At 55.5% G+C, this 24821-nt stretch carries 29 protein-coding genes and 2 pseudogenes; 11 read left to right on the top strand and 20 right to left on the bottom strand.

All coding sequences use genetic code 11. The features are described 5' to 3' along the window. Together Q0859_RS17695 and Q0859_RS17690 are read left to right on the top strand one after the other, a co-directional pair. Positions 1-589 (top strand): hypothetical protein (locus tag Q0859_RS17695; RefSeq protein ID WP_299153693.1); only part of this gene is annotated, 589 nt, incomplete at its 5' end. Continuing rightward, complete coding sequence (locus Q0859_RS17690) at positions 579-1001, top strand: hypothetical protein (RefSeq protein ID WP_299153691.1); 423 nt, start codon at positions 579-581, stop codon at positions 999-1001. The genes Q0859_RS17695 and Q0859_RS17690, both read left to right, overlap by 11 nt. Here Q0859_RS17690 and Q0859_RS17685 read toward each other — a convergent pair whose 3' ends face one another. Continuing rightward, the gene (locus Q0859_RS17685; protein WP_299153690.1) at positions 1002-1349 is read right to left on the bottom strand and encodes a hypothetical protein; all 348 of its coding nucleotides are present in this window, start codon (positions 1347-1349) and stop codon (positions 1002-1004) included. Between the two features lie 684 nt (positions 1350-2033). Between Q0859_RS17685 and Q0859_RS17680 the strand changes: the two genes are divergently transcribed. Next, on the top strand, positions 2034-2726 hold the full coding sequence (locus Q0859_RS17680) for a hypothetical protein (RefSeq protein WP_299153688.1): 693 nt from the start codon (positions 2034-2036) through the stop codon (positions 2724-2726). Between the two features lie 19 nt (positions 2727-2745). Here the strand turns inward: Q0859_RS17680 and Q0859_RS17675 are convergent, their stop codons facing one another. The 3 genes from Q0859_RS17675 to Q0859_RS17665 are packed head-to-tail and all read right to left on the bottom strand — an operon-like array spanning position 2746 to position 3505. Beyond that, positions 2746-3270, bottom strand: coding sequence for a GrpB family protein (locus Q0859_RS17675; RefSeq protein WP_299153687.1), 525 nt, complete (start codon positions 3268-3270; stop codon positions 2746-2748). A 29-nt stretch (positions 3271-3299) separates the two neighbouring features. Beyond that, entirely contained in the window at positions 3300-3398 is a 99-nt protein-coding gene (locus tag Q0859_RS17670; RefSeq protein WP_299153708.1) for a transposase domain-containing protein, read from the bottom strand. Continuing rightward, positions 3398-3505: a transposase gene (locus Q0859_RS17665; RefSeq protein WP_299153685.1), complete on the bottom strand. Its 108-nt coding sequence runs from the start codon at positions 3503-3505 to the stop codon at positions 3398-3400. The genes Q0859_RS17670 and Q0859_RS17665 overlap by 1 nt, the downstream gene beginning before the upstream one ends. Before the next feature lie 147 nt (positions 3506-3652). Between Q0859_RS17665 and Q0859_RS17660 the strand changes: the two are divergent. Further along, positions 3653-3904: pseudogene (locus tag Q0859_RS17660) on the top strand (IS3 family transposase); the annotation flags it as partial. An 18-nt stretch (positions 3905-3922) separates the two neighbouring features. On the opposite strand, the pseudogene Q0859_RS17655 reads toward Q0859_RS17660, so the two are convergent. Continuing rightward, positions 3923-4099 (bottom strand): annotated as a pseudogene (locus Q0859_RS17655) (IS3 family transposase); the annotation flags it as partial. Positions 4100-4787: 688 nt separating this feature from the next. Here Q0859_RS17655 and Q0859_RS17650 point away from each other — a divergent pair. Continuing rightward, complete coding sequence (locus Q0859_RS17650) at positions 4788-5360, top strand: hypothetical protein (protein ID WP_299153683.1); 573 nt, start codon at positions 4788-4790, stop codon at positions 5358-5360. 565 nt (positions 5361-5925) lie between these two features. Here the strand turns inward: Q0859_RS17650 and Q0859_RS17645 are convergent. The 5 genes from Q0859_RS17645 to Q0859_RS17625 all read right to left on the bottom strand — a co-directional run bounded on the left by Q0859_RS17645 (position 5926) and on the right by Q0859_RS17625 (position 12103). Further along, complete coding sequence (locus Q0859_RS17645; RefSeq protein ID WP_299153682.1) at positions 5926-7566, bottom strand: ABC transporter ATP-binding protein; 1641 nt, start codon at positions 7564-7566, stop codon at positions 5926-5928. A gap of 2 nt (positions 7567-7568) precedes the next feature. Continuing rightward, on the bottom strand, positions 7569-8435 hold the full coding sequence (locus Q0859_RS17640) for an ABC transporter permease (protein ID WP_299153681.1): 867 nt from the start codon (positions 8433-8435) through the stop codon (positions 7569-7571). Further along, a complete protein-coding gene (locus tag Q0859_RS17635; protein ID WP_299153680.1) occupies positions 8432-9409 on the bottom strand; it encodes an ABC transporter permease in 978 nt (325 codons plus the stop codon). Before Q0859_RS17635 ends, Q0859_RS17640 begins: the two co-directional genes overlap by 4 nt. Positions 9410-9474: 65 nt before the next feature. Then, complete coding sequence (locus Q0859_RS17630) at positions 9475-11055, bottom strand: ABC transporter substrate-binding protein (protein ID WP_299153679.1); 1581 nt, start codon at positions 11053-11055, stop codon at positions 9475-9477. A 106-nt stretch (positions 11056-11161) separates the two neighbouring features. Continuing rightward, positions 11162-12103 (bottom strand): LysR family transcriptional regulator, encoded by a 942-nt coding sequence (locus tag Q0859_RS17625; protein ID WP_299153677.1) that lies wholly within the window; start codon positions 12101-12103, stop codon positions 11162-11164. Positions 12104-12209: 106 nt separating this feature from the next. Between Q0859_RS17625 and Q0859_RS17620 the strand changes: the two genes are divergently transcribed. Next, complete coding sequence (locus Q0859_RS17620) at positions 12210-13847, top strand: amidohydrolase (protein WP_299153675.1); 1638 nt, start codon at positions 12210-12212, stop codon at positions 13845-13847. Further along, complete coding sequence (locus Q0859_RS17615; protein WP_299153674.1) at positions 13840-14709, top strand: CobW family GTP-binding protein; 870 nt, start codon at positions 13840-13842, stop codon at positions 14707-14709. The genes Q0859_RS17620 and Q0859_RS17615 overlap by 8 nt, the downstream gene beginning before the upstream one ends. Before the next feature lie 325 nt (positions 14710-15034). Here Q0859_RS17615 and Q0859_RS17610 read toward each other — a convergent pair whose 3' ends face one another. From Q0859_RS17610 to Q0859_RS17600, 3 genes are read right to left on the bottom strand one after another with little or no spacing between them, the layout of a single operon-like run. Continuing rightward, a complete protein-coding gene (locus Q0859_RS17610; protein ID WP_299153673.1) occupies positions 15035-15733 on the bottom strand; it encodes an SDR family oxidoreductase in 699 nt (232 codons plus the stop codon). 30 nt (positions 15734-15763) lie between these two features. Continuing rightward, the gene (locus Q0859_RS17605; protein WP_299153671.1) at positions 15764-16207 is read right to left on the bottom strand and encodes a hypothetical protein; all 444 of its coding nucleotides are present in this window, start codon (positions 16205-16207) and stop codon (positions 15764-15766) included. Further along, positions 16204-16581, bottom strand: a complete 378-nt coding sequence (locus tag Q0859_RS17600; protein ID WP_299153710.1) for a hypothetical protein — start codon at positions 16579-16581, stop codon at positions 16204-16206. The genes Q0859_RS17605 and Q0859_RS17600 overlap by 4 nt, the downstream gene beginning before the upstream one ends. On the opposite strand from Q0859_RS17600, the gene Q0859_RS17595 reads away from it, so the two are divergent. Next, positions 16495-16839: a TetR-like C-terminal domain-containing protein gene (locus Q0859_RS17595; protein ID WP_299153706.1), complete on the top strand. Its 345-nt coding sequence runs from the start codon at positions 16495-16497 to the stop codon at positions 16837-16839. The genes Q0859_RS17600 and Q0859_RS17595 overlap by 87 nt on opposite strands. 217 nt (positions 16840-17056) lie before the next feature. Here Q0859_RS17595 and Q0859_RS17590 read toward each other — a convergent pair whose 3' ends face one another. Together Q0859_RS17590 and Q0859_RS17585 are read right to left on the bottom strand one after the other, a co-directional pair. Further along, on the bottom strand, positions 17057-17518 hold the full coding sequence (locus tag Q0859_RS17590; RefSeq protein WP_299153669.1) for a GNAT family N-acetyltransferase: 462 nt from the start codon (positions 17516-17518) through the stop codon (positions 17057-17059). A 132-nt stretch (positions 17519-17650) separates the two neighbouring features. Further along, positions 17651-18529: a LysR substrate-binding domain-containing protein gene (locus Q0859_RS17585; protein ID WP_299153668.1), complete on the bottom strand. Its 879-nt coding sequence runs from the start codon at positions 18527-18529 to the stop codon at positions 17651-17653. 111 nt (positions 18530-18640) lie between these two features. Here Q0859_RS17585 and Q0859_RS17580 point away from each other — a divergent pair, with 111 nt between their 5' ends. Beyond that, a complete protein-coding gene (locus tag Q0859_RS17580) occupies positions 18641-19492 on the top strand; it encodes a DMT family transporter (protein WP_299153667.1) in 852 nt (283 codons plus the stop codon). A gap of 241 nt (positions 19493-19733) precedes the next feature. Next, positions 19734-20099, top strand: coding sequence for a VOC family protein (locus Q0859_RS17575; RefSeq protein WP_299153665.1), 366 nt, complete (start codon positions 19734-19736; stop codon positions 20097-20099). 103 nt (positions 20100-20202) lie between these two features. On the opposite strand, the gene Q0859_RS17570 is transcribed toward Q0859_RS17575, so the two are convergent. The 4 genes from Q0859_RS17570 to Q0859_RS17555 form a co-directional block, all read right to left on the bottom strand. Next, positions 20203-20964: a hypothetical protein gene (locus tag Q0859_RS17570; protein WP_299153663.1), complete on the bottom strand. Its 762-nt coding sequence runs from the start codon at positions 20962-20964 to the stop codon at positions 20203-20205. 274 nt (positions 20965-21238) lie between these two features. Next, a complete protein-coding gene (locus Q0859_RS17565) occupies positions 21239-21985 on the bottom strand; it encodes an SUMF1/EgtB/PvdO family nonheme iron enzyme (protein WP_299153661.1) in 747 nt (248 codons plus the stop codon). Between the two features lie 17 nt (positions 21986-22002). Continuing rightward, entirely contained in the window at positions 22003-23220 is a 1218-nt protein-coding gene (nirK, locus tag Q0859_RS17560) for a copper-containing nitrite reductase (RefSeq protein WP_299153660.1), read from the bottom strand. Between the two features lie 64 nt (positions 23221-23284). After that, a complete protein-coding gene (locus tag Q0859_RS17555; protein WP_299153658.1) occupies positions 23285-23716 on the bottom strand; it encodes a pseudoazurin in 432 nt (143 codons plus the stop codon). Positions 23717-23872: 156 nt separating this feature from the next. Here Q0859_RS17555 and Q0859_RS17550 point away from each other — a divergent pair, with 156 nt between their 5' ends. Further along, on the top strand, positions 23873-24589 hold the full coding sequence (locus Q0859_RS17550; RefSeq protein ID WP_299153655.1) for a Crp/Fnr family transcriptional regulator: 717 nt from the start codon (positions 23873-23875) through the stop codon (positions 24587-24589). A gap of 4 nt (positions 24590-24593) precedes the next feature. Here Q0859_RS17550 and Q0859_RS17545 read toward each other — a convergent pair whose 3' ends face one another. Beyond that, positions 24594-24776 carry a hypothetical protein gene (locus tag Q0859_RS17545; RefSeq protein ID WP_366523220.1) on the bottom strand — a complete coding sequence of 61 codons (183 nt, stop codon included), beginning with the start codon at positions 24774-24776 and terminating at the stop codon, positions 24594-24596. Positions 24777-24821 lie beyond the last annotated feature (45 nt).

The following is a 24821-nucleotide window of genomic DNA, read 5'->3' as shown; positions in this document are numbered from 1 at the left end:
AGCTAACCAATTGGCTTCATTGGAAAGTTTTGGCTTCTTCCAAAAACACGCGTCCGAGTGTTGTAATGCTACAAATAGAACAGTGGCTAATGCTGATGACTTAGCTGGGATACGTACTCGCTACGACTTGAGTGATGCGAATACAGTTGCGGCTGGCAGAACCGACATACCGGGCTTGGAAGGGCAAACTTTTGAAGGGCTTTCACCAGCACTTCGGCGTCAAGCAGGACTAGATACTTTGGATGACTTGTACGGCGTTAACCGTCCCATCAAATCGCCAAACCCTAATCCGATTGCTTCTCGTCACGCTGAAGAAGACATATTCAATGGTCTAGCGCGTCAGATTGACGATGCAGGATTGAACAGTGCCCAGCTAAGTGGTCGAACTGTAAATGTGCATATTTCGAACACAGGCGGCGTTTGTAACACTTGCTACCAAGGGCTTGGAACTTCGACGGCAACGCCGGGTGTTATTCGTCAATTTAGCGAACGTTACCCTACACTGAACATACGAATTACAGCTGAAGGAGGAACCGTTCGGCCTAATGTTGACAGTATCGTTGTAAGAGGTGGCCAAATTGTCGATTGATCGTGAGCTGTTTGCAACGCTGGACGAAACGGAGCAGGCCGAACTACTTGTGCGATTAAGTCGTTCCGCTGCAATGTCTGTAACTGGACATGACGATATCCAAGAAACGTTACTTCTAAATACGGCGTTGTCCGAACGATTGTTGAAAGGAGACTATGACGTTAAATCCGAGTTGATGAAATTTATCGAAGACCCAGACATGAAGTCTGATTTTGGCAGTATATATGAGGTTATAAATGGTGATGAGAAGGCATCGGCCGCACTTCACATTGTGAGCTATGGTTGCGCTTTCAATTTAAGGTTAGCAGCTAAGAAAATGGGCCTTCATATTTTACCAGACCCAGTGCTGGAAGCTTTGCCAGACATTGCTGATTTTTATTTTGATCAAGCTGAGATCTTGGGACTGACCTAATCACCGTTCCAAATTCTCGACCACGCAACCGATATCCAGCTGCACGGAAACCTGTTCGACAATGGCTTCTAGCTCTTCGTAAGCGTGGTTTAGGTTCACCGCGTAAGGCTTGCCAAAATGCGGATTGCCGATGAACGTGGCGAGTATCGTCTTTGTCACTGACAAAAGCGTTTGCAGTACATGGCGTGATGGTTTGCGGTTACGGGCGATCATGCTGGAGTAGTAGCTGGGTGGTTTGCCCAATATGCGGCGGGAAAAGCTGCGTTGGGATATGACCAAATTATTGCGGCGGTAGCAATGGAACGCGTCTTGCAGCAGTTGGGTTTGGTTGATCTCGCTGTATCGCATTTTGTGGCTCCGTTTTGGCGTAAAAGGCAGCTGCGAAACAGCTGCACATGTATTTATCGTTCCAGTGGGTCCAACTTGGTGCGGATGGGCGCTCGAACTTATGCGAAAAAGAATGATCGAGCGACCGGTATCGTCGTTGATCTCTCGAATTCACCTGTGACGGCTGATCAGCTTGGCAACGTGCTTGGGCGTGTGAACGGCGCTGGAGCAACAAACATCACCGATATTGTGATTATAGGGAATTGATCTAATGCCTTCATTTCAATGCAAGTGTGGTGAACGGTTGGACGTTGGTGCGGTACCCAATCCAAATGAATGGCTAACAATATCAGATGTTGATTATGATGGTTACTCAGAGAAGGTTGACACCGAAGCTCTTTACGACAAGTTCACACACTTCCTAAAGTGTGGGAAGTGTGGGAAGTGTGGGCGACTTTGGTTTTTTTGGAACGGCTTTAATGCTCCGCCCCAGTGTTACGAAAAGAGGGAGCATTAGTGCTCAACGCTCCAACTCTTTAGCGACGTTCATCAGCTCTAGTTCAATCGTCACGCGCTCCACCAAATCTTGGAGTTCTTCGTGGGCGTGGTTCAAATTGGCGGCATAGCTTTTACCAAAGCGCGGATTGTCGATAACCTTGAGACTGCTATGTTGAACCCACGACCCGCTTCCCGCTAAACAAACCCATGCGCCGCCTCGCTCATATCCTGTCCTTCCTCGCGACACTTCTGCTGGCGATGCCGGGCCCAAACACGGCCCTTGCCGTGCCCATGGCCGTCTCGGACGCCAGTTTCGCGCCGATGCCTCCACACTCATCCACGCGCAGCGCACAGCTCACCTCATCAGCCCGCGCCCCGCCCATATCGCGCATCTTGGCGCACCCCGAGCATGACCGGGTCGACGGCTTCGGGTCCCCGCAGTTCACCCTGTCAGGGCTGCAGATCGCCGAGCTTGGGCGGATGTTCCAGCAAACAAACGCGCGCGCCAACTGCAACGCGTTTATGGCGGCCTCACTGGAATACGGCGTGGAGGCTGGAATTGCCTGGGGCGTCGGGGCCGCCATTCCCGGCGACAAGACCGTGATGGCAGTGCTGGGGTGGGTCATTCGGCGCGGCGGCGATGAAGTCAAACGTGCTGTCGATACCGTGGTGGAAACTGCGGCGGGGGTGGCTACAAATAGAACAGGGAGTGCTGTGGCCGGCGTTTATGGCAACACACGTCCAATGACGGACGAATTTCCCGAACTTGCCGTCGTAAACCCGCATTATGTTGATGGTGCAGGGCCTTGGGTGAACACGAACTGTGTTTCTTGTGTAAATGCTACAGTTGACCGGATGACTGGCCGAAATCCGAGTGCGGTCGCAGGCCAATCGAAGTAAGCGTCCGGTCTGACCGCCCTTACTTATTCTGGGCGTCGATGACGGCTCTTACGAACTCGGTTTTTCGCCCTGCATACAGCTCCCGGCCTTGGTCACCGAGCTCATCGACAAGCTTCTGTTTCAGGTGTGCGTATTGATCCCGGAGTTTTGGGTCGCTTCGTAACGCGTCACGGAAGGCAATTTGATCGCGGCAACCGGCATCGTCGGGATGGTACAGGTGCAAATTGTTGGTTCTGATGTCGCCATCGCTCAGCCGGATAAACAGCCGCCCGCTTCGAATGCCTCTATCTATGTAACCCAACTTCGTAAGAGCGGTCGCAATCTGCTCTTCGTGGGTTGAGCGCATGGCAATGTCCAAGATGGGTTTTGCCGCCAGACCGGGTACTGAGGTGCTGCCGATATGGTCGATATCAAATGGCACATCTGGCAGAGCCTGGGCGATTAATGCGGCCTCTTTGGCAAACAAGTCAGCCCATCTGGGGTCGTATTCAGTCAAAGACAAAGAAGCTTGACGCAGGCCAAGTGCAGGACGTTCAGCAGTCATGAGATAACCTTTCCGCCTGCCCAAGGCAGTCAGCCGTTCACGCGGGTGATCTTGTAATCGGGAATGCGGGTGATGGTATAGGCGAGCCAGGTTTGGGTATCAACCCTGTTGAGTTTGGCAGTCTTAATCAGCGTGCACGCGGCGGCGCGGCCACCCGCGGGTGATCCAACGAAGAGGTAGTTTTTCGGCCCAAAGCGATGGTGCGTATGGCGCGTTCGGCGGTGTTGTTGTCCAACTCCAATAGGCCATGGGCCAGGCACGGCCTGAACCGCCGCGTGCGCGTATCTTACACTAGGACAACTCCGGCAGGGTAGTCAGACCGGACGCTTACAATCAAATGAATATGGGGTATCTGCAGCGTAGTGAGGCTGGTTTGCATGAGACGGAATTGTCACCGCGCGAGCTGGCAGTGACGTTTACGGATCAGGAACGCTACTTCGTGTCAGAATCTACAGTTTACCACGTGTTGAACGCGCACGACCTGATCACAAGTCCCGCCTTCATCGTGCTCAAGGCAGCCAACGAGTTCAAAGACAAAACAACTGCGATCAACCAACTTTGGCAGATAGACTTCACTTACATCAAGGTTCTGGGCTGGGGCTGGTTCTATTTCAGCGCGGTTCTGGATGATTACTGAGATGCTCAAAGTTTTCTAGATGCCTGCTTGGTCCGTTTTCTTCTGTGCTATTTTACAGTCAACTAGCGAAAGCATGCCGTTGTTGGTGTGTTTGCGTTTTGGGTTGTAGAATATCTCGATGTAGTCGAACACGTTTTGCCTTGCTGCGTCGCGTGTGCAGTATGTGCGCCGTCTTATCCGCTCGTGCTTTAAAAAGGCGCAGCCGCTTTCTATATTCTTACCAGCCCCAACGCCTAGATCGCGCGGCGGAGCTTTGAAGCGAATAGTCTTGCAAGTCCGGACTCCTTGTGGATCCAGGAGCGACCCAAGCATCGACGGCTGCTCCCGCCTGAGCGGTGATCCGGCAATTTTTGACCAATGAACTTATAGGTTGTTGAGCACGAGCTATTCGTCTGGTAGCGTCAGAAATCGGAAACCCTGATACAGGAGAGATCAGATATGCTGAATTATCAGACCTCAATGCATCGCGCAGCAGGCGCAGTAGCCCGTTAAAGCGGTCTGACAGGTTTCCGATCTGAAGGCCGCCTCGTGAGCGGCCTTTTTTGTGTTTTCCTCATGTGGCGGCTTTCCATAATCCATGGAGAGAACAATGCCAAACTTATCCCTTTATATCCCACTCAGCCGTTCGCGTGGCCTCTTGCTGCGGCTGTTGTTTATTCTGGCGCGACGCCCCCGCAGTGAGCATCCCGTTCTGCGTGGGCACGTTGAGTTGCCAGACTACCTGAAGAAAGATGTTGGCCTCCCGCCAGAGGTTGAACGCCCACCGCCGGTGCGCCATCGGCTTCCCTTTTGACCAGCCTGGCGGGCTTCGGGTTGCCCGAAGGTCCGCCAGGCTGCCTTTACAGAGGTGACGACTAACTGTTCAAGCCAAGAGGTTATTATGCGATTGATCCTGTTTCATGGTGCCCCGGCGGTGGGTAAGCTGACCGTGGCGCGCGCGCTGTCTGATCTGACGGGTGTGCCATTGGTAGATAATCACCTGACCATTGATTTGGCACGCAACGTATTCAGCTTCAGCGCGCCGGGCTTCTGGGATCTGGTGCATGATGTGCGGGTCGCTACGTTGCGCGGTGCGGCTCGGGCGGATGTGAAGGTGCTGATTACCACCGCAGCCTATAGCCATCCCGACGACCTGCCGCTGCTTGAGGATTACGAACGCGCGGTAGGGGAGTTTGGCGGTCAGGTAGACTATGTACATCTGTCCTGCTCGGAGCAGACCTTGAGGCACCGCGTCGTGGCACCCGACCGGGTGAAGCGTGGTAAACTATCGACCGTGGACGGCCTGGCGCGCTATCTCGCCGGAAACAACTTTGTTCCAGTGCCGCGAGCGGCTTGTTTGAGCTACTCAACCGAGGCAGCACAGCCTGCGGAGATTGCACGGGAGGTGGCAGGGCAGTTCGAGATGCCAATGCCACTTGAGACTGCACCAATAAAGCGCCCAACAGAAGACTGAGACAGTCACACAATGCGAAACTGAGCCCACTCTTTCATTGCCGGTGCCGTCTAGGAAAGATGCGTCTGTATCTTTGATCGCCTGATCTAGCCAAGTTGAAACACTGGCAGATTTTGCCGTTCAGCGTTTGGTGAGTTCGAAAACCCATTGCCTCGTGGTAGGCTAAGTCCTCGGAATTCATGGTTGTGATCGTCGTGTCCATTTTGGCAAGTGCAGCTCTTTCTGCTGCGGCCGGACTGACGATGAATAGTGTCTGGTGGACTCCGTGTCTGGCAGCTGAAGGCATTATGGGTGTGCCGACTGTGCTTCATGCCGGTTCAACGCCCTATGTGTTTTCGACCTCGTCATCTGCTAGAGGATGCTGTTTCTCTCAGCGACGGAACAGCGTATCTTTGTCGGTTCTTCGATGTCGCAAAAATGCGCAAACACTTTGTCATCTGGGCTTGGAACATGCGATGCGCGGCGGCGGGTCGAGGCGGGCTCAGATGCATTGATTGCAAAGGTCACCGTCTTGGTGGCAACGGCACCTGATTGGACAGCGACACCAGCCTTCAAACCGGCTCCGTCAGATTGGCTGATCAAGGCCCAGCTTGTGCTGTGCACGCTCAATAGAGGGGACCGCAGCAAGCAAGCGACGGGTGTAATCCTGTTTGGGGTCTGCAAAAACAGCGTTTCGTGTCCCACGCTCCACGATGTCGCCCATATACATGACCGCAACATCGTCACACATCTGCTGCACGACGCCAAGATCGTGGCTGATGAACAGATATGTCAAATCGAGATCACGTTGCAGGTCTTTGAGCAGGTCGAGGATTTGCGCCTGAATGATCACATCAAGCGCCGAAACCGCCTCGTCACAAATGATCAGAGACGGGTTTGTGGCAAGTGCGCGGGCAATCCCGATACGCTGTCGTTGACCGCCCGAGAACTGATGCGGGAAAAGGTTCATCTGGTCGGGCGTCAGGCCCACCTGTTCGAACAGCTCCGCCGCACGCGCAGGCCGGTCTGTGACGGGGTAGGTTCCCAGATTGTCTAATGGCTCACTGACAATCGCACCGGCGCGCAAACGGGGGTTGAGTGAGGAATAGGGGTCCTGGAAAATGACCTGCACTTTCGCGCGCGCCCGACGGAGCGCTTCACCCTCCAGTGCCAGAACATCGGTGCCGTCCAGTGTGATTTCGCCCGATTGCGCATCGACGAGGCGGGCCACGGCGAGGGCTGCGGTGGTCTTTCCCGATCCACTTTCACCGACCAGTGCCAGTGTCTTGCCCTTGGCGATATCAAAGCTGATTCCGTTCACCGCCGTAAACATCTCGCGTTTGCCAAATCCCTTTTTCACCGGGAATTGCACGGTGAGGTCTCTGACGCGCAGCAAGGGGGTATCGTGTTCGTCTGTGCGCGCGGTGGTATCAAGTGTTTCACTTGTCAGATGTGGCACGCTTGCGATCAGGGATTTGGTGTAGCTGTGTTGCGGGTTTTGCAGAAGATCGTGCACGCGACCGCCATCCACTTTCTCACCTTTGAGCATGACAACAATCCGGTCCGCCATTTCGGCAACAACGCCCATGTCATGGGTAATCAGAATCGTGGCCGTTTGCATCTCGCGCGACAACTCACGCATGAGGTCGAAAATCTCGGCCTGTACGGTCACATCAAGCGCGGTCGTCGGTTCGTCTGCGATCAGGATCTTGGGCTGACATGCCAGCGCCATTGCAATCATCACTCGTTGCCGCTGTCCCCCTGACATTTCATGTGGATATGTTGCAGCGCGGCGCCTGGAATTGGGAATGTGCACCGCATCCAAAAGCTCGATGGCGCGGGACCATGCGTCGGTTTGGCTTAACCCCTGATGGCGGCGCAACACTTCCGCGATCTGTTCGCCAACGGTGTAAACCGGGTTCAGCGAGGTCATCGGTTCCTGAAAGATCATCCCGATCTGATTGCCGCGGATATCACGCAGCGCGCTGTCTTCCATTTGGGTCAGATCCTGACCTTCGAAAAGGATACGGCCCTTTGCAATGTGTCCGATGCGCGGCAACAGCCCCATGATCGCCAGTGCTGTCATGGATTTGCCGCTGCCAGACTCGCCAACAATACTGAGCGTCTCTCCCGGTTCGACATGTAGGGACAACGCGTCCACGACAGGCACCATCCCGCCGCGTGTCGCAAGTTCGACCCGTAAGTCTTCGACTGACAATAGCGGCATGGTCAGCGCTCTCTCAATTTAGGGTTCAGGGCGTCGTTCAGCCCGTCGCCGACAAGGCTGACGGCAAGCACGGTGATGAAGATGGCAATGCCCGGAACCGTGACGGTATAGCTTGCATCAAGGATATATTGCCGGTTTGAGCCGATGATCTGACCCCAGCTTGCGACGTTCGGATCGGTCAGCCCAAGAAAACTCAGACCTGCTTCGAACAGGATGGCGGACCCCACCATCAGGGCCGCCTGCACGATGATCGGGGGTAATGCATTGGGCAGGATCACACCAAAGATAAGCCGGTTGTCCCGCACGCCACCTGCGCGCGCGGCTTTCACATATTCCAGTTCCCGGATGCGCAAGAACTCGGCACGTGTGATCCGTGCCACAGCGGGCCAACTGACCAGGCCGATTGCGATTGTAATCATCAGCAATGACGCTCCGAAGAGGGCAACAATGACCATTGAGAACAGAAGTGTCGGGAGGACCTGAAAAAATTCGGTCAGACGCATCAGGATTTCTTCGACCCAACCGCGATAGAAACCAGCCAGCGCACCAACCGTGATGCCAATGGTGACCGTCACGAAGGCAGCGGCCAAGCCAACGGTCAGTGTTACCCGCGCACCATGAATGAGCATCGAAAGCAGATCCCGGCCCAGATAATCGGTGCCAAGCAGGTAACCTTCCTGGCCCGGTGGGGTGAACGGCACCCACACCATATCAAAGGGGTTGCCCGGATAGATCATGGGCCCAAAGATCGCGATCCCGCCGATCAAAAAGAGCATGAACAGCCCGGCCATTGCCGCGTGATTGCGGCGGAACATCCCGAAGGCTTCGGCAAACGGGGACCGGGCTTTGATAACGGTGTTTTCACTCATGTGCTTTTCCGGATGCGGGGATCAATCAGGCGCAGGGCAAGGTCGGTCAGAAGGTTGCCGATGATCACGACAAGCGCCGAGAAAAACAGGATGCCCAGAATGGTCGGTGTGTCGCGTGCAAGGATGGACGTAAGCGCAAGTTGCCCAAGCCCCGGCCAGGAAAACACCGATTCAACCAGGACAGCGCCTGAAATCACGGCAGAGAATTGCAGTCCCGCCAGGGTGACAACCGGTGGCAGGGCGTTTTTCAAACCATGCTTCAATGTGACGTCGCGCGGGCTCAGCCCTTTGGCCTTGGCGGTACGAATGTAGTCGGAGCCAAGAACCTCCAGCATGGATGCGCGGCACAGTCGTGAATAAAGCGCGATAAAGATCGACCCAAGAGACAGCATTGGCAAGACAAGGTGATGCGCGACCGACAGCGCCTGCGGGAAGAAGCCACCGTCTATGGTGACATCTCGCATCCCTGCAACCGGGAAAAGCGGGATATTCAGTGAAAACGCAATGAGCAGCAGAATCCCGGTCCAAAACACCGGGGCTGCATATCCGAACAATGCGAAAAGGGTCACGATATGGCTCAGGATGCCGTTTGGGCGAATGGCGGCAAAGACGCCCAACAAGATGCCCAGGATCAGCGCAAAGATTTGCGCCGAGAACACCAACAGCAATGTTGCGGGCAATCGCTCAAAAATCATCTCGGTCACGGGGCGGTTGTAAAAGTACGAATGCCCGAGATCGAATTGCAGGACCCGCCAAACATAATTGCCAAGCTGCACGATGATGGGTTTGTCCAACCCGTATTCGGTACGGATCTGTTCCATCAACTCGGCGCTTGCGCCGCCCATATCGGCAGCAATTGTGTCCACGACATCGCCCGGAGCGAGGTTGATCATCGTGAAATTCAGCACAAGAACAGCGATCAGCAGCGCAAGCGCATAAGACAGCCGTTGTGCCAAAACCTTTAGAATGTTCATAAGCACCCCGTAAAATGTCCCCCCCCCATCAATGGGGGAGGGACGTCAAAGCAGTTGTTTGGCGACTACTCTTTCAAGAAGACCAGATCATAAGGCGACGAGGACGCCCAGATGCCAAGTGGCGGATTGCCCACCTTGTTGTTGTAGATCGTGTGGTAAGGCAGCGTGTTGGTCCAATATACAGGCAGGTCCTCCGCAAGGATTTCCTGGAATTCCTTGTACAGGGCCGCCCGCTTTTCGGGGTCAATCTCCTGACCGGCCTCGTCCATGATCCGATCAATCTCGGCGTTCTGATACTGCTGTGTGTTCGACCAGATCACGCCTTCCTTAATGTTCTGGCTGTCATAGGTGCGGTGGACGCCGATCACCGGGTCGCCCCAGTTGAACACCGTATCCCACGTCATATCAAAATCATGGTTCGAGATCTTGTTGGCCCAGGTCGGGAAATCCACAAAGGAGTTTACAGTGACATCAATGCCGATCTTGGCCAGTGATGCCTTGGTAAATTCAGCCTGTGGTTTCGTCGTCGGGTTGCCGTGGTCAATGGTCAAGGAAAACCGTGTGCCGCTGCTGTCAGCAGGATAGCCAGCCTCGTCCAAAAGCGCATTTGCCTTGTCGAGATCCAGATCATAGCCGTTCACATCCGGATAATACAGCGGCGAGCCGGGGTGAATGCCGGTCTTTGCGTCCTGGCTGAGCCCCAGCATGATCGCATCAAGAATGAACTTCTTGTCGACCGCGTAGGCAATCGCTTGACGCACCCGCTTGTCAGCCAAAGGACCGTCAGAACCGGTATTGAACGCCAACCAGTTGATCGGACCAATCGCTGCATAGCCTTCATCGGTTGCGACAAGGTTCTCATTCTCACTCATGCGTTTGATATTGCGCACCGTGTTTTCGAAGGTCGTCATGTGCAACTCGCCATTCTCCATCCCAATGGCACGGGCGGAGGCATCCTTGATGATGCGATAGACGATCCGGTCCAGATAGGGGCGTCCCTCAATGAAGAAATCATCGTTGCGTTCCAGGATAACCTGCTGATCTGCCGTGAATTCAACAAATTTGAACGGGCCCGATCCGACCACATCCTGACCATTGCGTGGATGCGCCTTGGGATCCTGCCCGTCGCCGTAGATGTGCTTTGGGATGATGGGCATCAGTTGTGATGACATCGCCAGCAAAAGCGCCGGGTGGGGCTGGGACAGTTTCAGAACCGCGGTATGTGCGTCTGGCGTTTCTACCGTTTCGACAACGCCAAACATCGTCTTGAACGGGTGGTTCGCCTTGATCGTGTCAACCGAGAAGGCGACATCTTCAGAGGTGATCGGCTCTCCGTCATGGAAACGGGCGTCTTGCACCAGCTTCAATGTCATCGACAGGCCATCATCGGACCATTCCCAGCTTTCCGCGAGATAAGGCTGGGGTGTCCAGTCTTCGTCATAGCGCAAAGGGGCCGCAAAGAGCTGCGCACCGGGCGCGCCGGTAACAATCCCGGACTGAACGGCCGGGTTCAGGTGGCGCGGTGTTTGCGGCAGGGTTGTCACAAGTGTTCCGCCGCGCACCGGTTCTTCGGCCATTGCGGTTGAACACAACATGGCAGCGCCGCCGACGGCCATTGCCAATTTGGTCAGGACACGTGTCTTCATCCAGATTTCTCCCGTTGATATGATTATTATTGGAAAGAGCGTAGGATGATCCGATCCTTCGGAAAAATAGATTTAATACGCTTGAATACACCAAAAAACATGGTTTCTAGCTGGCTTCCACTTCCCGTACGGCAAGCTGCTCGAACAGGCCCTCGTCGCGAAGTCCTTGGCAACATTCAATAAAACTCAATACCGATCGCGGCAAGGTTTGGCGGGCCTGCGTCACAATGCCAAAGCGCCGCACGGGAATTGAATCAGTGACGGGTAACACGGTGATCCCTCGATTGATGCCCTTGTCTGAAAATGGGCGTGCGTTCAGGATCGAGAATCCAAACCCCGACGCGACAAGGGTGCGGATCATTTCAACAGAGGATGATGTGTGCGCGATGCGCACGTCAATTCCTGCCCGTTTGAATAAGTCGGGATAGTACTGACGCGACTTGTGCAGTTTGAGGTTGATCATGGGACGATCCTGCAAATCAGCGAGGCTGACTTCTGACCGGCGCGCCAGGGCATCTTGATCGTTGACCAATGCGTAATGCGGCAGGTCCACCATTGGATCAAACGCATGGTGGTTCCCGGTCACTTCTTCATAGGTAAAGGCGATGTCCGCAGCACCACTATCAAGATAGTCGATTACGCTGTCCATGTCGCCCTCGACCAGCTCGAATTGAACGTTGGGATAGTCCGTCTGAAAGCGTTTGATCGCTGACGGCAGAAATATTGATGCGGCGGTGGCAAAACAGGCAAGCCGGATGCTGCCGGTAATCGCACCACCGAGCGCGTAGAGCTCCGATTCAAATTCACGGCTGTCCGCCAGGAATCTATCCACCAACTTCAGTGTTTCGGTTCCGGCCCGGGTCTTTTGTAAGCCCTTGGCAGGCACACGCATAAAGATGTCGAACCCCAGTTCGGCTTCGATGACGTCAATGGCTGACGTTATCGAACTTTGCGAGATGCTCAGTTCTTTGGCCGCGGCAGCAATGGAACCCAGTCGTCCCGCCGTTGCCACATACCGCATTTGTTTGAGTGTCAGATTGCCCGGCATGCCTTCCACCAAAAAATACGTCGATATGGGCAATTAAATCTACTTTTTGGGAGAAAGAAAACCTCCTAAGTCTGAGGTCACGCCCTGAAACACGATGGATTTTGCCATGATAACGATTTTTGCCGCTCGTAATATCCTGACGATGAACCCTCAAAACCCCGAAACCACCCATGTGGCAATTCGCGATGGCATCATCCTTGGTGCGGGCAATCTGTCCGATCTCGAAGGCTGGGGCGATTATGAGTTAAACACTGATTTCGCTGACAAAGTTCTGATGCCCGGCTTTGTTGAGGGGCATTGCCATCTTCAGGAAGGGGCGCTGTGGTCCCATACCTATGTCGGCTTCTTTGACCGGATGTCGCCCGAAGGCGAGATGAACGCAGGCTGCACGTCTCTGGACGAGGTTCTGGCCAAACTTGCCGCGGCAGAGGCCAAGATGGATGACCCGGCTGCGCCGCTTCCCGCTTGGTCGCTCGACCCGATCTATTTCGACAACCAACGCGTCAACCGCGCGCAACTCGACAGTATTTCGACAGAGCGTCCGATCGGGATCATGCACGCCTCGGGCCACATAATGAACGTGAACACCAAGGCGCTGGAACTCGCGGGCCTGCTGCGTCCGGGTATCAATCACGAAGGGGTGCCGCTGGGGGCCGACGGTCTGCCCACTGGTGAGCTGAAGGGCCCCGATGTTATGAGCCCCGTGTCCATCCATGTGGGGTTTGACCGGGACATGCTTGCCTGTGACGAGGGCGGTATGTGGCGCTTTGGCAAGTTATGCGTGCGGGCAGGTGTGACAACCGCAACGGATCTTGCAGCCCGCCTTCCGGAGGATGCAGTCAACTTGATGCACAAGGTGACTGGCAACAAGACGTTCCCGGCCCGTATTGTCCCCTTGCGCTTTCATCATGGGGTCAGCCCGGAAGATCTGATCAAACATGTTGAGGACCTCGCGCCCAAAAGCACCGATAAGCTGCGTCTGGGACGGATCAAAATTGTGGTCGATGGCTCTATCCAGGGGTTCTCGGCACGCCTGCGTGCACCGGGTTATTACAATGGAGCCCCAAATGGGCTTTGGTACATCGCGCCCGAACAGCTGGCCTATGTTCTGGAAAATGCTTTGGCAAAGGGAATCCTCGTGCATTGCCACACCAATGGGGATGAAGCCACACAACTGGTGATCGACACGATGCGGCAGGCATTGCGCAAACATCCCGCAACGGATCACCGATTTACCTTGCAGCATTGCCAACTTGCGGACACTGCGCAGTTCAAACAGATCAAGGAACTTGGCCTTTGCGTGAACCTGTTTGCCAATCATCACCACTATTGGGGGGATCAGCACTACGAACTGACCGTGGGGCCGGAGCGGGCCGAGCGTATGAATGCCGCTGGCACTGCTGCGCGTCTTGATGTGCCCTTTGCGATCCATTCGGATGCGCCGATCACCCCATTGGGGCCGCTCTTCACCGGCTGGTGTGCGATGAACCGGAAAACCGCCTCTGGCCGCATATTGGGTGAGCGCGAGAAGATCACGCTCGATCAGGCGCTCCACGCGATCACATTGGGCGCGGCCTACACATTGCACCTTGATGGTGAGGTCGGATCGATCGAAGCGGGTAAACGCGCTGATTTCGCGGTGCTGGAAGACGATCCGCTGGACATGGGCGTGGACGGGCTGAAGGGCACAAGGGTCTGGGGCACCGTCCTGGGTGGAGAGATTTTCGCGGCTGCCGATGTCTGATGGCCCACTTCTGCTGACCATCATTGCGGGCTATCTGGGTGCCGGCAAAACGACCCTTGTCAATCAGCTGCTGCGCCATGCCAACGGGACACGCTACGCGGTGATGGTCAATGAATTTGGCAGCCTGCCGATAGATGAAGACCTGATCGAAGCCGAAGGTGATGACCTGATCACACTGGCCGGTGGGTGTGTGTGTTGTTCCTATGGTGATGATCTGATGATGGCGATGGCGCAGATGCGCGATCTGGAACCAAGGCCCGATCACATCCTGCTGGAAGCCTCCGGTGTCGCGTTGCCCGGAAACATTGCGGCCGCGATCAGCCTTTTCGGTAATGATATCGAGGTTTTGGGCATCGTCCTTTTGGCTGATGCAGAGGCTCTGTCGGACCAGCTTGCGAACCCCTACCTGTCAGACACCGTGACGCGGCAGCTCGCGGCAGCCGACCTTGCGGTGCTGACCAAAGTTGATCTGGCAACACCAGACCAGATGCAACGCGCCCGCCAGATCGTTGCAGAGCATGCACCAGGTGTCGCCGTGATTGAAAGCGAGGGTGCCGATCTGACGCAGTCAATTCTCCTTCTGTCGCGCCAAGATACGCAGCAGGCCCCTGGAACTGACCACACACCACATCACATTCACCTCGTGACAGAGACGTTGCCAATGGCTGATGCTGTCGATGCCGAGAATTTTGCCAACCAACTTGCACTTGACCCCAAGGTCGTGCGCGCCAAGGGGCATCTCGCCAACAGCGGTGACGGCAGGTTGATGACGCTGCAACTGGTTGGCCGTCGATACTCGATCTACCCCGCAGCGGCGCATGTCAAACCGGGGCTGGTGATCATAAAAACAAACGGGCAGTAGGGGGATGTGTTGGCTGCGTCATGGCTGAGATGCGGTGTTTACCCCGAAATTGGACGCTCGCAAGTTCTATTTCAAACGCATCAAACAGGCATATGACCATCGCCACTTCCTGTGATGAACGGATGGCGTGCAATCCGGGTTTCAGAGTGATCTTCGATGACCGGGATAGACTTTGACAAGGTCTTTCGCTGCAAGTTCATCTCGGGCCAAGCCGCGGCTACTCTTGCGGACAAACACACTCGGCGAATTGCTCTGTTGTGCAGTGCCTGCAAGGCGGCCTTCGTTACACGATGCCACCATTGGCACGCAGGGTTTGGCCGTTGACCTAACGGGCATGTGGCCCTGCCAGAAATGCCACGACATTTGCGATATCTTCGGGTGTGCCCAACCGCTCCAGCGGCGACGTCTTTGCCATCCGGTCCACGGCCTCTTGTGATTTTCCATCAAGAAACAGATCAGTTGCCGTTGGTCCCGGCGCAACGGCGTTTACTGTGATGGAGCGGCCACGCAATTCCTTGGCCAGAATTGACGTCATGGTTTCGATTGCAGCCTTGATACCGGCATATATCCCGTAGGTTTCAAGGTTTAACCCAACAACACTTGTAGAGAAATTGACAATCGTGCCACCGTCCCGCAGCCGGTTGGCCGCCTCACGCACTGTATTGAACGCGCCTTTCAGGTTCACCGCGACTATGCTGTCAAACAGCGCGTCATCACTATCAGCGATCAAGGCCAGTTTCATAATACCTGCATTGTTGATGAGCACGTCAACACCGCCAAATTCCGCCTCAGCGGTCTTGAACATCTGCCTGACTGCCGCTGCGTCCGACACATCCGCTTGCACTGCAATGGCGCTGCCGCCTGCCGCCGCGATATCCTGAACAACGCTTTTGGCCGCATCGGCGCTTCCTGCGTAGTTCACAACAATGTTGAACCCACCGGTTGCAAGACGCCGGGCAACGGCTGCCCCGATCCCGCGTGAGGCCCCTGTGACGACAGCGGTCTTATGTGTCGCATTCTTCATATCTGCGCTCCCTGAATCAGTGGGTTTCCATCACCATGGACGGCTCTTGTTGATTGTCACCGCCTCTCGCCTGTAGGCAAAAGGGCCCTCGCCGGACCAACTGCTGCCGTCCGGAAACCGCAGCTCCACATCCTGCAAGTCATCGGGATTGAATATCCTCATGTTTACCCCCATCAGATCCGTTGCTTCATTCTGTTCCTTGAAGGCCTGTGAAAAGGTCCAGTGTGTCGTGGTTCCACGGTGGGCGCAGGACTGAAGCTCGGCGGCGTCGTTCCATTTGTCGCGGCGCAGGAATGAGACCGTATCGCCCGATGTTTTCACCACCTCCGTTGGAAAGTACCCCCAGGCACCGCCTGACTTTCGGCAAAGGCTGCAATTGCAATCGTGGATAAACTCGGGTTTGGCAGCGATTGTGACGCTGACCGCGCCGCACAGGCAATCCGCAGTCAAGGCCCATTCGGTTCGGTTGTTCATGCCTCAACTCCCCTGCGCCAGACGGATGTGTGATCCGCAATAAAATCCAACAGACTACGGGGTGGGTGCCCGGTCACACGCATCACGGCATCGGTCACACGATCCTCTGAGCCGACAGCGATATCCGCGTCCATGGTGGCAAGCGTCGTTGCATAGGCTTCTGGCAACCTCGCTGCCATGTGCCGTTTGGCAAGTTCCGCCAGGCTGAGGTGATGGTGTGTGACCGGACGGCTCAGGGCGTCGCGCAATATCTTTGCGACATTGTCATAGCTGAGCGCGGCGGGGCCTTGCAGCAGGATCTGCGATTGATCCTGTTGTCGCTGCGCCGAACCTTGCGGCACCCCCTGATCCGACGCATCCTGCCTGATCTGCATGCAGAGATGGCAAGGTCCAGCACACTCAGCACCGAAATCCGGACCACACTGCAATATGAGCGCCGCGAAAGGGGCAAAGCCATCGTTGATCGCGCAATCGAGCGGGGGGAACTGCCCAAAGACACGGACAAGGAACCCGCCAATGATGCGCTTGCCAGCCTCCTGTATTGGCGGATTGTCGTGACGGGTGGCCGCGTCAGTGGCGCTGAAATAAACAAGATCGCACGGTTCATAGCTGCTGGCATGAAAGATCAGTGAACCGAAGCCGCATTTGCCTCTTCGAGGTTTTCGCACTTTTGGGGTTTGCAGCCAATAGTGTTTGATGACCTCAAGACTGTCGGGTTCCCGCGGTGGTCACTCAGCCGGACGCCCGCAGGGCCGGCATTGTGGAAGTTGCGAAAAGTTCAGGCTATCGATGCTGGATGATCTCAGATCGGCAGCAATAATGAGGTACTCAAAGCATCGCCCGGCGGGCTCAACCGATCTCGAAAGACTTGCAGACGGCACCGTCAGCGGTTCGACAGGTGCGAAAACCTATCGCCTCGTAATACGCGATCGCCGCACCATTCCCTTCTCCGATGAACGCCTCGATCTTCCGGATGCCAGCCCGACGTGCAGCGTCGTGGGTCGAATGGAAAAGTTCTTTTCCGACACCTCGACGAGCGGCCGATGGCCGAACATGAGTACCAATTATTCCCCAACCGACAGGTGTGCCATAGGGATTTCCTTCATCCGCAGTTTTCAATGATTGAAACCCAAGAATGGTTCCGTCCTCGTCCACGGCAATCGAGCATCGTATCTGATCTGGGTGGTCAATATAGTGATGTCTTGCGAAATCGGGATCACTGGGCTTGGTCCTCTTCATAGCGGTGACAAGCTCTTTGAGAACGTCACTTATACTTTCAGCATCATCTGAAGTTGCGGATCGTATTTCCATGTATGATCCCACCCTTTTGGCCCTCTTGGACTTTACTGGCATTCGATGGGAATGATCACAATACACGACCGCAGCTCTCAGCAGTGCGCCGGGCCGTTTTTTAAATCACTGAAATTGAAGATGCCATGCACGCTATGTCTCCCAGACCTGCACCGTAGCTCTGAGCCATCGGGCAAAGACATCAGCAGCTGCATTTCTGTTTCTGGAAGTGTGCAGGGTGTAGTGACCCAGAAGGACTTCGGGCGTGCCGGGCAACGCACATAGACGTCCTGCACCCAGATCATCGCGAATGATAAACTCGGAGGCCAGCACCATGCCCATCCCCGAGATTGCGGCCCGCAACGCGACATCATCAAGATCAAAATGGCCCCCGTAACATAGCTGAACATCCGGTGTTGTGGTGTTTTGCAACCAGGCCTTCCAGTCCCAGTTGCTGCTTGTGCATTGCAGCGCGGGAATGCTGGACAGATCGGCATGGTCAAGGACTTGGGATAGCAGGTTTGGTGCAAGGTAAGGTCTGCATCGGTCTTCAATCAGAACCTCCGCGTCCCGGACTGCGTCCCCAATGGGGAAATAGGCTACGGTGACGTCAGCGCGCGTGCTTTGCACCAGACCTGTCGCGTCATTGGTCTCAACCCTCACTGTGATGTCCGGCCAACGCGTCTTGAAGTCGCCAAGCAACGGGATCAGCCACCGGGTGGTCAGCGTGGTTGGAACTTGAACAGTGATGTCTTGCCCATCTCCCATTGCGGTCTCAACAGCGTGAATGAGGATATGCAGCCCCGGACGGGATTGGCGCAGAAATGCGTTACCTGCGTCTGTAAGGCGTATCGCATTGTTGCTGCGGTTGAACAGTTGCACGCCCATGGATGCTTCGAGGTTCAAAATCTGACGACTGACAGCGCCGGGCGTCACCGAAAGACGCGCAGCGGCAAGTTTGAAGCTGCCGCATTCGGCCACGACACCAAACACACGGATGGCGTTAAGTGAAACCTGTTCGGGTCTCTGCATGACTAAATCTCATTCAGATTGAGAAATTATCGTTTGTTTGTATGCGCAGATAAGAGCCTACCTGTACAAATCGTCAAGCGAGAATTCATCATGCAACCTTCACAGAACCATATGGCTGCGATCCTATGGGTCCTGCTAAGCACCTTTCTGTGGACGCTGATCTTCGCGGCGGGAAAGTTCGCTGACGGCGGCATCGGGGCGTTCCAGTTGACGTTTCTACGCTACTGCGGTGCGCTGGTCATGCTGCTCGTACTGGCGCCAAGGCAGGGTGGTGTCAGAGTACATCGCAGCCAACAACCCATGATACATCTTGCCAGAGCGGTCAGCGGTTGTGGCGCAGCCGTTGCCATCACCTGGGCATCTGCAAATATGCCGCTTGTCGATGCCACCGCAATCGGAATGCTCTATGGGGTGTTGGCCATCCTGCTCGGTACTGTTGTCCTCAAGGAAACCGTCAGTCGAACACATTGGGTTGCCGTCATCGTTTCGCTTGTCGGTGTGGGAACGGTCATGTTCGGCAAGGGGGCGTTTCAGGGCGGCCTTTCGATATTGCCTGCCTTGGTTGCTTTCACAAGTGCGGCATTCTTTGCGATTGAAGGGCTTTTGATCAGCCTGCTGGGACGGTCCGAGCGGGCCTTTACCGTGATGCTTTATGTGACGTTCTTTGGGGTCGGCCTGATGCTCGTACCTGCCATGTTGGAGTGGCAAAGTATCAGCTTGAGGCGCGGAGTGATCTGCCTGCTTCTGGGACCGCTTGGTTTGGCGGGGCAGTACTGCACCATTCGGGGCTATCGTTCTGCGCCACTTTCGGTTGTCGCGCCTGTGGATTATTCTTGGCTGCTGTTCTCCGTGATCCTGGGCATCATCTTTTTCCAAGAGGTCCCGGATACCGGAACGTGGATCGGATGTTTCGCCATTATTCTGGGCGGTGTGCTTTTGGCGCGATCCGGCGGACGAAAATAGCTTATGCGTGACGTCAGTACTAGCTGCGCCGCAGAGGTCACGACAGCGGGATCCACATATCGATGTGAAGCGCCGATCCTGAGGCAGCCTTTCATCCCATCGAGGAGCAATGCCCTCCAGTCCCGACTGACGTGAAACAGGGCATCGGTGACCGATCAGCCGATGTCTTCATCCTCGTCCGGACTTTGCCGGGATTGAACAATTGTCCTACAGTTCAGGAAACCGAAGAGGAGTTAGCACAATGGCGCAGTTCCGATACATCGTACATGACGTTCAGGCGGCCGTAGACTTCTATACCGGCCCTCTGGCTTTCACCCTCATTGAGCAGTACGGCCCCGCAATGGCTATCCTCAACAAAGGGGACCTTGATCTTTGGGTGGCGGGACCTCCCGCTTCGGCGTCGAGGCCCATGCCAGATGGGGCGCAACCCGTACCTGGTGGCTGGAATCGCATCGTTATTTCCGTCGAAAAGCTGGAGGAGCTTTCGGCGAAACTCAGAGAGCAAGGAGTTGTATTTCGGAACGAGATCGTTGCCGGACCTGGCGGGAGGCAAATCCTGTGTTCCGACCCGTCCGGCAATATCGTTGAGCTTTTTGAACCGGTTTGATGCAGTTCATAGCCATGTCATTATGGGCTCGATGCAGCCTTGTGACACTGTGGGTCGCTAAAAAAGGTCGGGGGTCAATTGGCGGGACAAAGTGACGTCTGATCTAGCTGATTTTCCCAATTTGGTTGCGTACGAAACCTGATATTGCAAGACCTTCTGCACGCCGTTCTTGAAGGCAGTACTCAGCGTTCGCATTTTGACATACCGACGACCAGGTCGCATGGAGGTTCTCTGATATCGCAATTGTTACTCTGCAACGAGCAGACCCTTCACCACAGAATAATGTCATGTCCGCCGCAAAGACTTTTGATTGGGTAGACAAGGTAACATCTTGATCTACTGGCAAACCAAGTGTCGTTGATAGGGTGAAATCGACTGGAAGCCTGCGTTGTTCATGCCGCAGTTCGTTAACACAAGCCTTTTGGCTCCATTCCTTAGAGAGTAACGGGCAGATTTGTTGTGATACTGAGTATTCACCAAAAGTTCCGTAGACCCCTAGGTTTATTTTAATGCTTTGAATCCTCGCGGGATTTTCCTGGCTGCCAGCCAAGTCACGAAGCGCAGCCTTATATTCGTTTGTGGCAAACCACCGTGGCTTGCCGAAAGGCCGAGGGTTGGAACGATACTTTGGAAGTGTGCTCGCATCTCCGCGGATTGTCTCAATGTCCCGCAGCGCGACGGCGGGGATGGAAAATACGAACTCATCAAGCCGGAAGAAAAGATCACTTGCAAGAAATTGGGGGTCAGGGACGTCCTTGTCTGAGTAGGCTGATAGGCTAGCCCAAACAGAGAGGCTCGTGACTATGGCTATTGCTGCTGCATGTAGCTTCCTGGTCTTCACACTGGCTTCCCAATAACGTTCCATGACGTCGTTACTCGTTCAATGTGCACTTTTCGTGCAGCGAATAAGAAACTTACGGGCAATCATACGCAAAATTTGTAATTGAACTGGGTCCGTTGTGGACCGTGTCTTGTCAGTCGCCGCATACAGCTCGAAAAGCCGACTGTTTGCTGCATATGAAAAATTGGCTGATGAGCAAATTTAAACTGTGCGGACGTATTGCGGTTTTGGGCTGCACTGTGTGTGTCTTCAAAGACCGCCTCTGCCACAGCTTCAAAATCCGTAGGGTCTGCGATACTCAAATCGCTTTGTCGCTGACAAGGCGCATTCCAAGATGTGCGGGGGGCGTTCCGACCGCGCATCCACCACGGGCCGGGTCGCGCACAAGAAAAGACATTGCGGCAAGATGCTCTCCACCCACGAAAAAGGCGGGACAGCGTTCAGAGGCTGCGCCGCTTGACGCGCTGTCGTAGCAATCCATTGTCCATTCCCAGACGCTGCCATCCAGATCCACAATCCCTTCTGGGGATGTGGAAAAGCTGCCTTGCGGTTTCAGTGCGCGCGGTGTCAGTCCTTCGATCAGATAACTGGACGCCCATGTCAGGGCGGCGTCGGTGAACAACGGGTCCGGTGCCTCTGGAAGGACCGATGCCGCCATGGCGCTCCATTCTTCGGCTGTGGGCAGGCGGAAACTGCTTCGGGTCTTGTCGTTGATCCAGTGTACATATTGCAGAACATCGACATAGCTGAGCCCCGTTGCGGGCGTGATGGCTGGATCCTGATTGGGCCGGGGGCGCAGGGTCAGCTCGCAAGCCCCCTCAGCCGCACATCGGTTCCATTCCGCGATTGTGATCTCGTGTCGTTGGGCATAAAAAGCGCGCCCGCCCGGCAGCATGACCGGCTTTGCCGCCATTTCGGGCATGAAAGCAGGATAGGGGCCGCGCTGCATGAGCACGACCCCGAGAATGCCCGCCGCCACCAGACCCAGAACAGCAATTCGCAGGGATGATTTGCCGAATAGGGATCGAAGGGCGGCGGGGTTCATTGGGTTATCCTGTGTTCTCAGGTTTCGAACGAGTGGGGAGCGACCACCTGCTCCATCAGGGCGTTGTCCCATTGTCCCTGAACAACAACGTGTGCTGTGGCTCCGAGGATCACCCCTTCGATCAGGTTGTGATTTACATAGGCGTAGACCCCCGGTTGTTCGAAGGTATACATCGCGGCCACCGCGCTGCCGCCGCGTACAAACCATGTTTCCATGTCCTGCAGTGGCGTGTCCGTGAACGACGATTCCCAGATATAGTTGCCGTGCCCGCCGATCAGGTGCGGACGGGAGTCGCGGTTGGCCTGATTGTGAATCATCAAGACGGTTTCGCCCACATTGGCCTTGATCGCGCCTTCGCCAGTCAGGGCACCGACAGCACCGTTGAAGACCGAATGTGTCGGGATCAACCCACGCATGACTCCGAGGCTGTCTGTATAGTCGTCGCCCGCCGCTTCATAGGTTTTGTAGTCACCGTTTTCGTGTTGGGGCAGATAGTAATCCTGCTCACCGAAATAGGCGATGCGATCATAGCGTAACGGATTGCCGTCCTTGTCCTTCAGCCCGTCGCGCGGCAGCACCATGACGGCGCCGTTCATCCCGTGGGTGACGTGATAGGGGATCATGTCGCCGCCGGGGGCACAGTGATAGGTGAAGCATCCGGGCTTTGTTGCCTTCCAGCGCAGCACGCATTCCTCTCCCGGATAGACATGGGTCAGACCGCCGCCCCCGAGCGCCCCCGTTGATGCGTGGAAGTCGATGTTGTGCTCCATCATGGAGCTGGTGGGATTGCGCAGGGTCAACTCGACCATATCCCCCTCGTGGACGATGATGAGCGGACCGGGAACCGAGCCGTTGTAGGTCAGGGCCCAGACGCTTGCGCCATTGTCTTCATCGACCACCATCAGGCGTTCTTCCGTCTCCATGGTGATTTCGACAATTTCCGGACCACCGGTGGCGACCTGTTCGTGTTCAGGTGCAAAGGGCGGTGCAACAAGGTCCTGCTTGACACGAGTGTAACCGCTAAGGTCTGCCGGTTTTGCCTTGCTGTCCGCAGCCTGCGGGTCGGCTGCTTTGTAGAGGTTGGACGACGTCGCGTTGATCCCACGCATTTTCGGAGCGCGTGGGGCCGACACCGCGGCGGTACCCGTCATTGCAGCCGCACCGGCAAGCATGCTGCCGCGCAATACGTTGCGGCGGCTGGTTTTGATAAGGCCAGGATTGATCAAGTTGGTCATGGTTCCCTCCTCTGGGGATTGGGTCTGACTGGGGGCGATTTGCCTGTCAGCCGTTGAAAGGCAGTCACAGATTGCCAAGCTGTGCTTCAAAACGCTCTTTGGCCCTGCGTGGCACGCGACCTTCAAGGAAGTTGCCGGGCACTTGGGCATCGCCAACGGCGATGGTCATCACCATCCCCATGGCGAAATGCGGTTTGCAGATCACGCCATAGACGCCTTCAACATCCAGCGTGACTTCGATTTCTTCGTTGATCTTGCCTTTGAAGGCTTCGGCCCCCTCGGGCAGCATCCCCTGATTAACCTCGGCGTTGTGGCCTTTGTCTGTGGCGGTGAATCTGATCGTATCACCGGGCGCGGCCTGAACGAATGCCGGTTCGAAAACCATGCGTTCCCCATCAGAACCCTTGTTAAGCATCTGAACATCGAAGGTTTCCGCGAAGGCGGTGCCGGACATCAAAGTAACCAGTGCGAGGCTTGTTGCGAGGGTGCGGATCATTGGTATTTCCTTTCAGATCAGCATTTCTGTTGATCCGCAGAATACCGTTTTGCGGAAACCGGACTTTGCGCTGGGACAAAGATATCGGAGTCTCATCCGGGTCGGCCCTACGCAACTGGGTGGCATTGGACGCTGCATGTGTGACAAAATGCCCGCATGAACGAATTGCCGTCCCGCAAGACACTGCCGCGCCTGGACGAAAGTCTGTTGACGCATTTTCCTCCGTTCTCCCGTCTGGAACGAAGCGACATTCGCGCGATCCTCGATCAGGCGACGTCGCGTCGGTATGGTGAGGGGGTCGCGATTTTCGATGAGGGGGCCGAGGCTGAACGGTTCTTCATGCTGCTCGATGGCTATGTCCGTGTGGTCCGCATTACACCCACAGGTGAGCAGGTTACGGCATTTCATATTCCCGCCGGGCAACTGTTGGGCATCGCAAAGGCGATTGGCAAAGACATCTATCCTGCCACTGCGGTGACGGCCACGGACTCGATCGTTTTGAGTTGGCCCAACCGATTGTGGGACAGCTTCGTGGCCGAATATGAAGGTTTTTCTACCGAAACGTACAAGACCGTCGGCAACCGCGTGGGCGAATTGAACGACCGTATTGTCGAGATGGCCACCCAGCAGGTCGAGCAACGCGTGGCAAATGCCGTACTCCGGTTGATCAATCAGACGGGCCGCAAGGTCGAGGGTGGGATCGAGATCGACTTCCCGATCACCAGACAGGACCTGTCGGAACTGACAGCCACCACGTTGCACACGGTCAGTCGATTGCTGAGCGGTTGGGAGAAACAGGGGCTGGTGCAGAGCAGGCGCAAACGGATAACGGTGCTGAGCCCGCATGCGCTGGTGGTGCTGAGCCAGGGATGAGGGCCTAGCCCACTATGGTGGCGCAGGTCAGTTCGACCAGAAAGGCCGCCTCGTCCAGATCATATTCACGACAGCAGTCCCTGATCTTGTGAAACGAACTGATCAGGCAACCGACGCACAACATTTTTGGGCGGTTGAACGCTGATATGGTTTCTGGCCAATGTGTCATCAGATCACAAAGCGGCAGGTCTGGATCATCCAGTCTGGGGCGCGCTATGGCGTTCTCCTCGTG

The sequence above is a fragment of the uncultured Tateyamaria sp. genome (assembly GCF_947497045.1).
In the GTDB taxonomy this organism is placed as follows: domain Bacteria; phylum Pseudomonadota; class Alphaproteobacteria; order Rhodobacterales; family Rhodobacteraceae; genus Tateyamaria.
The sequence above is the reverse complement of the archived record's forward strand: the minus strand, read 5'-3'. Positions and strand labels throughout refer to the sequence as shown.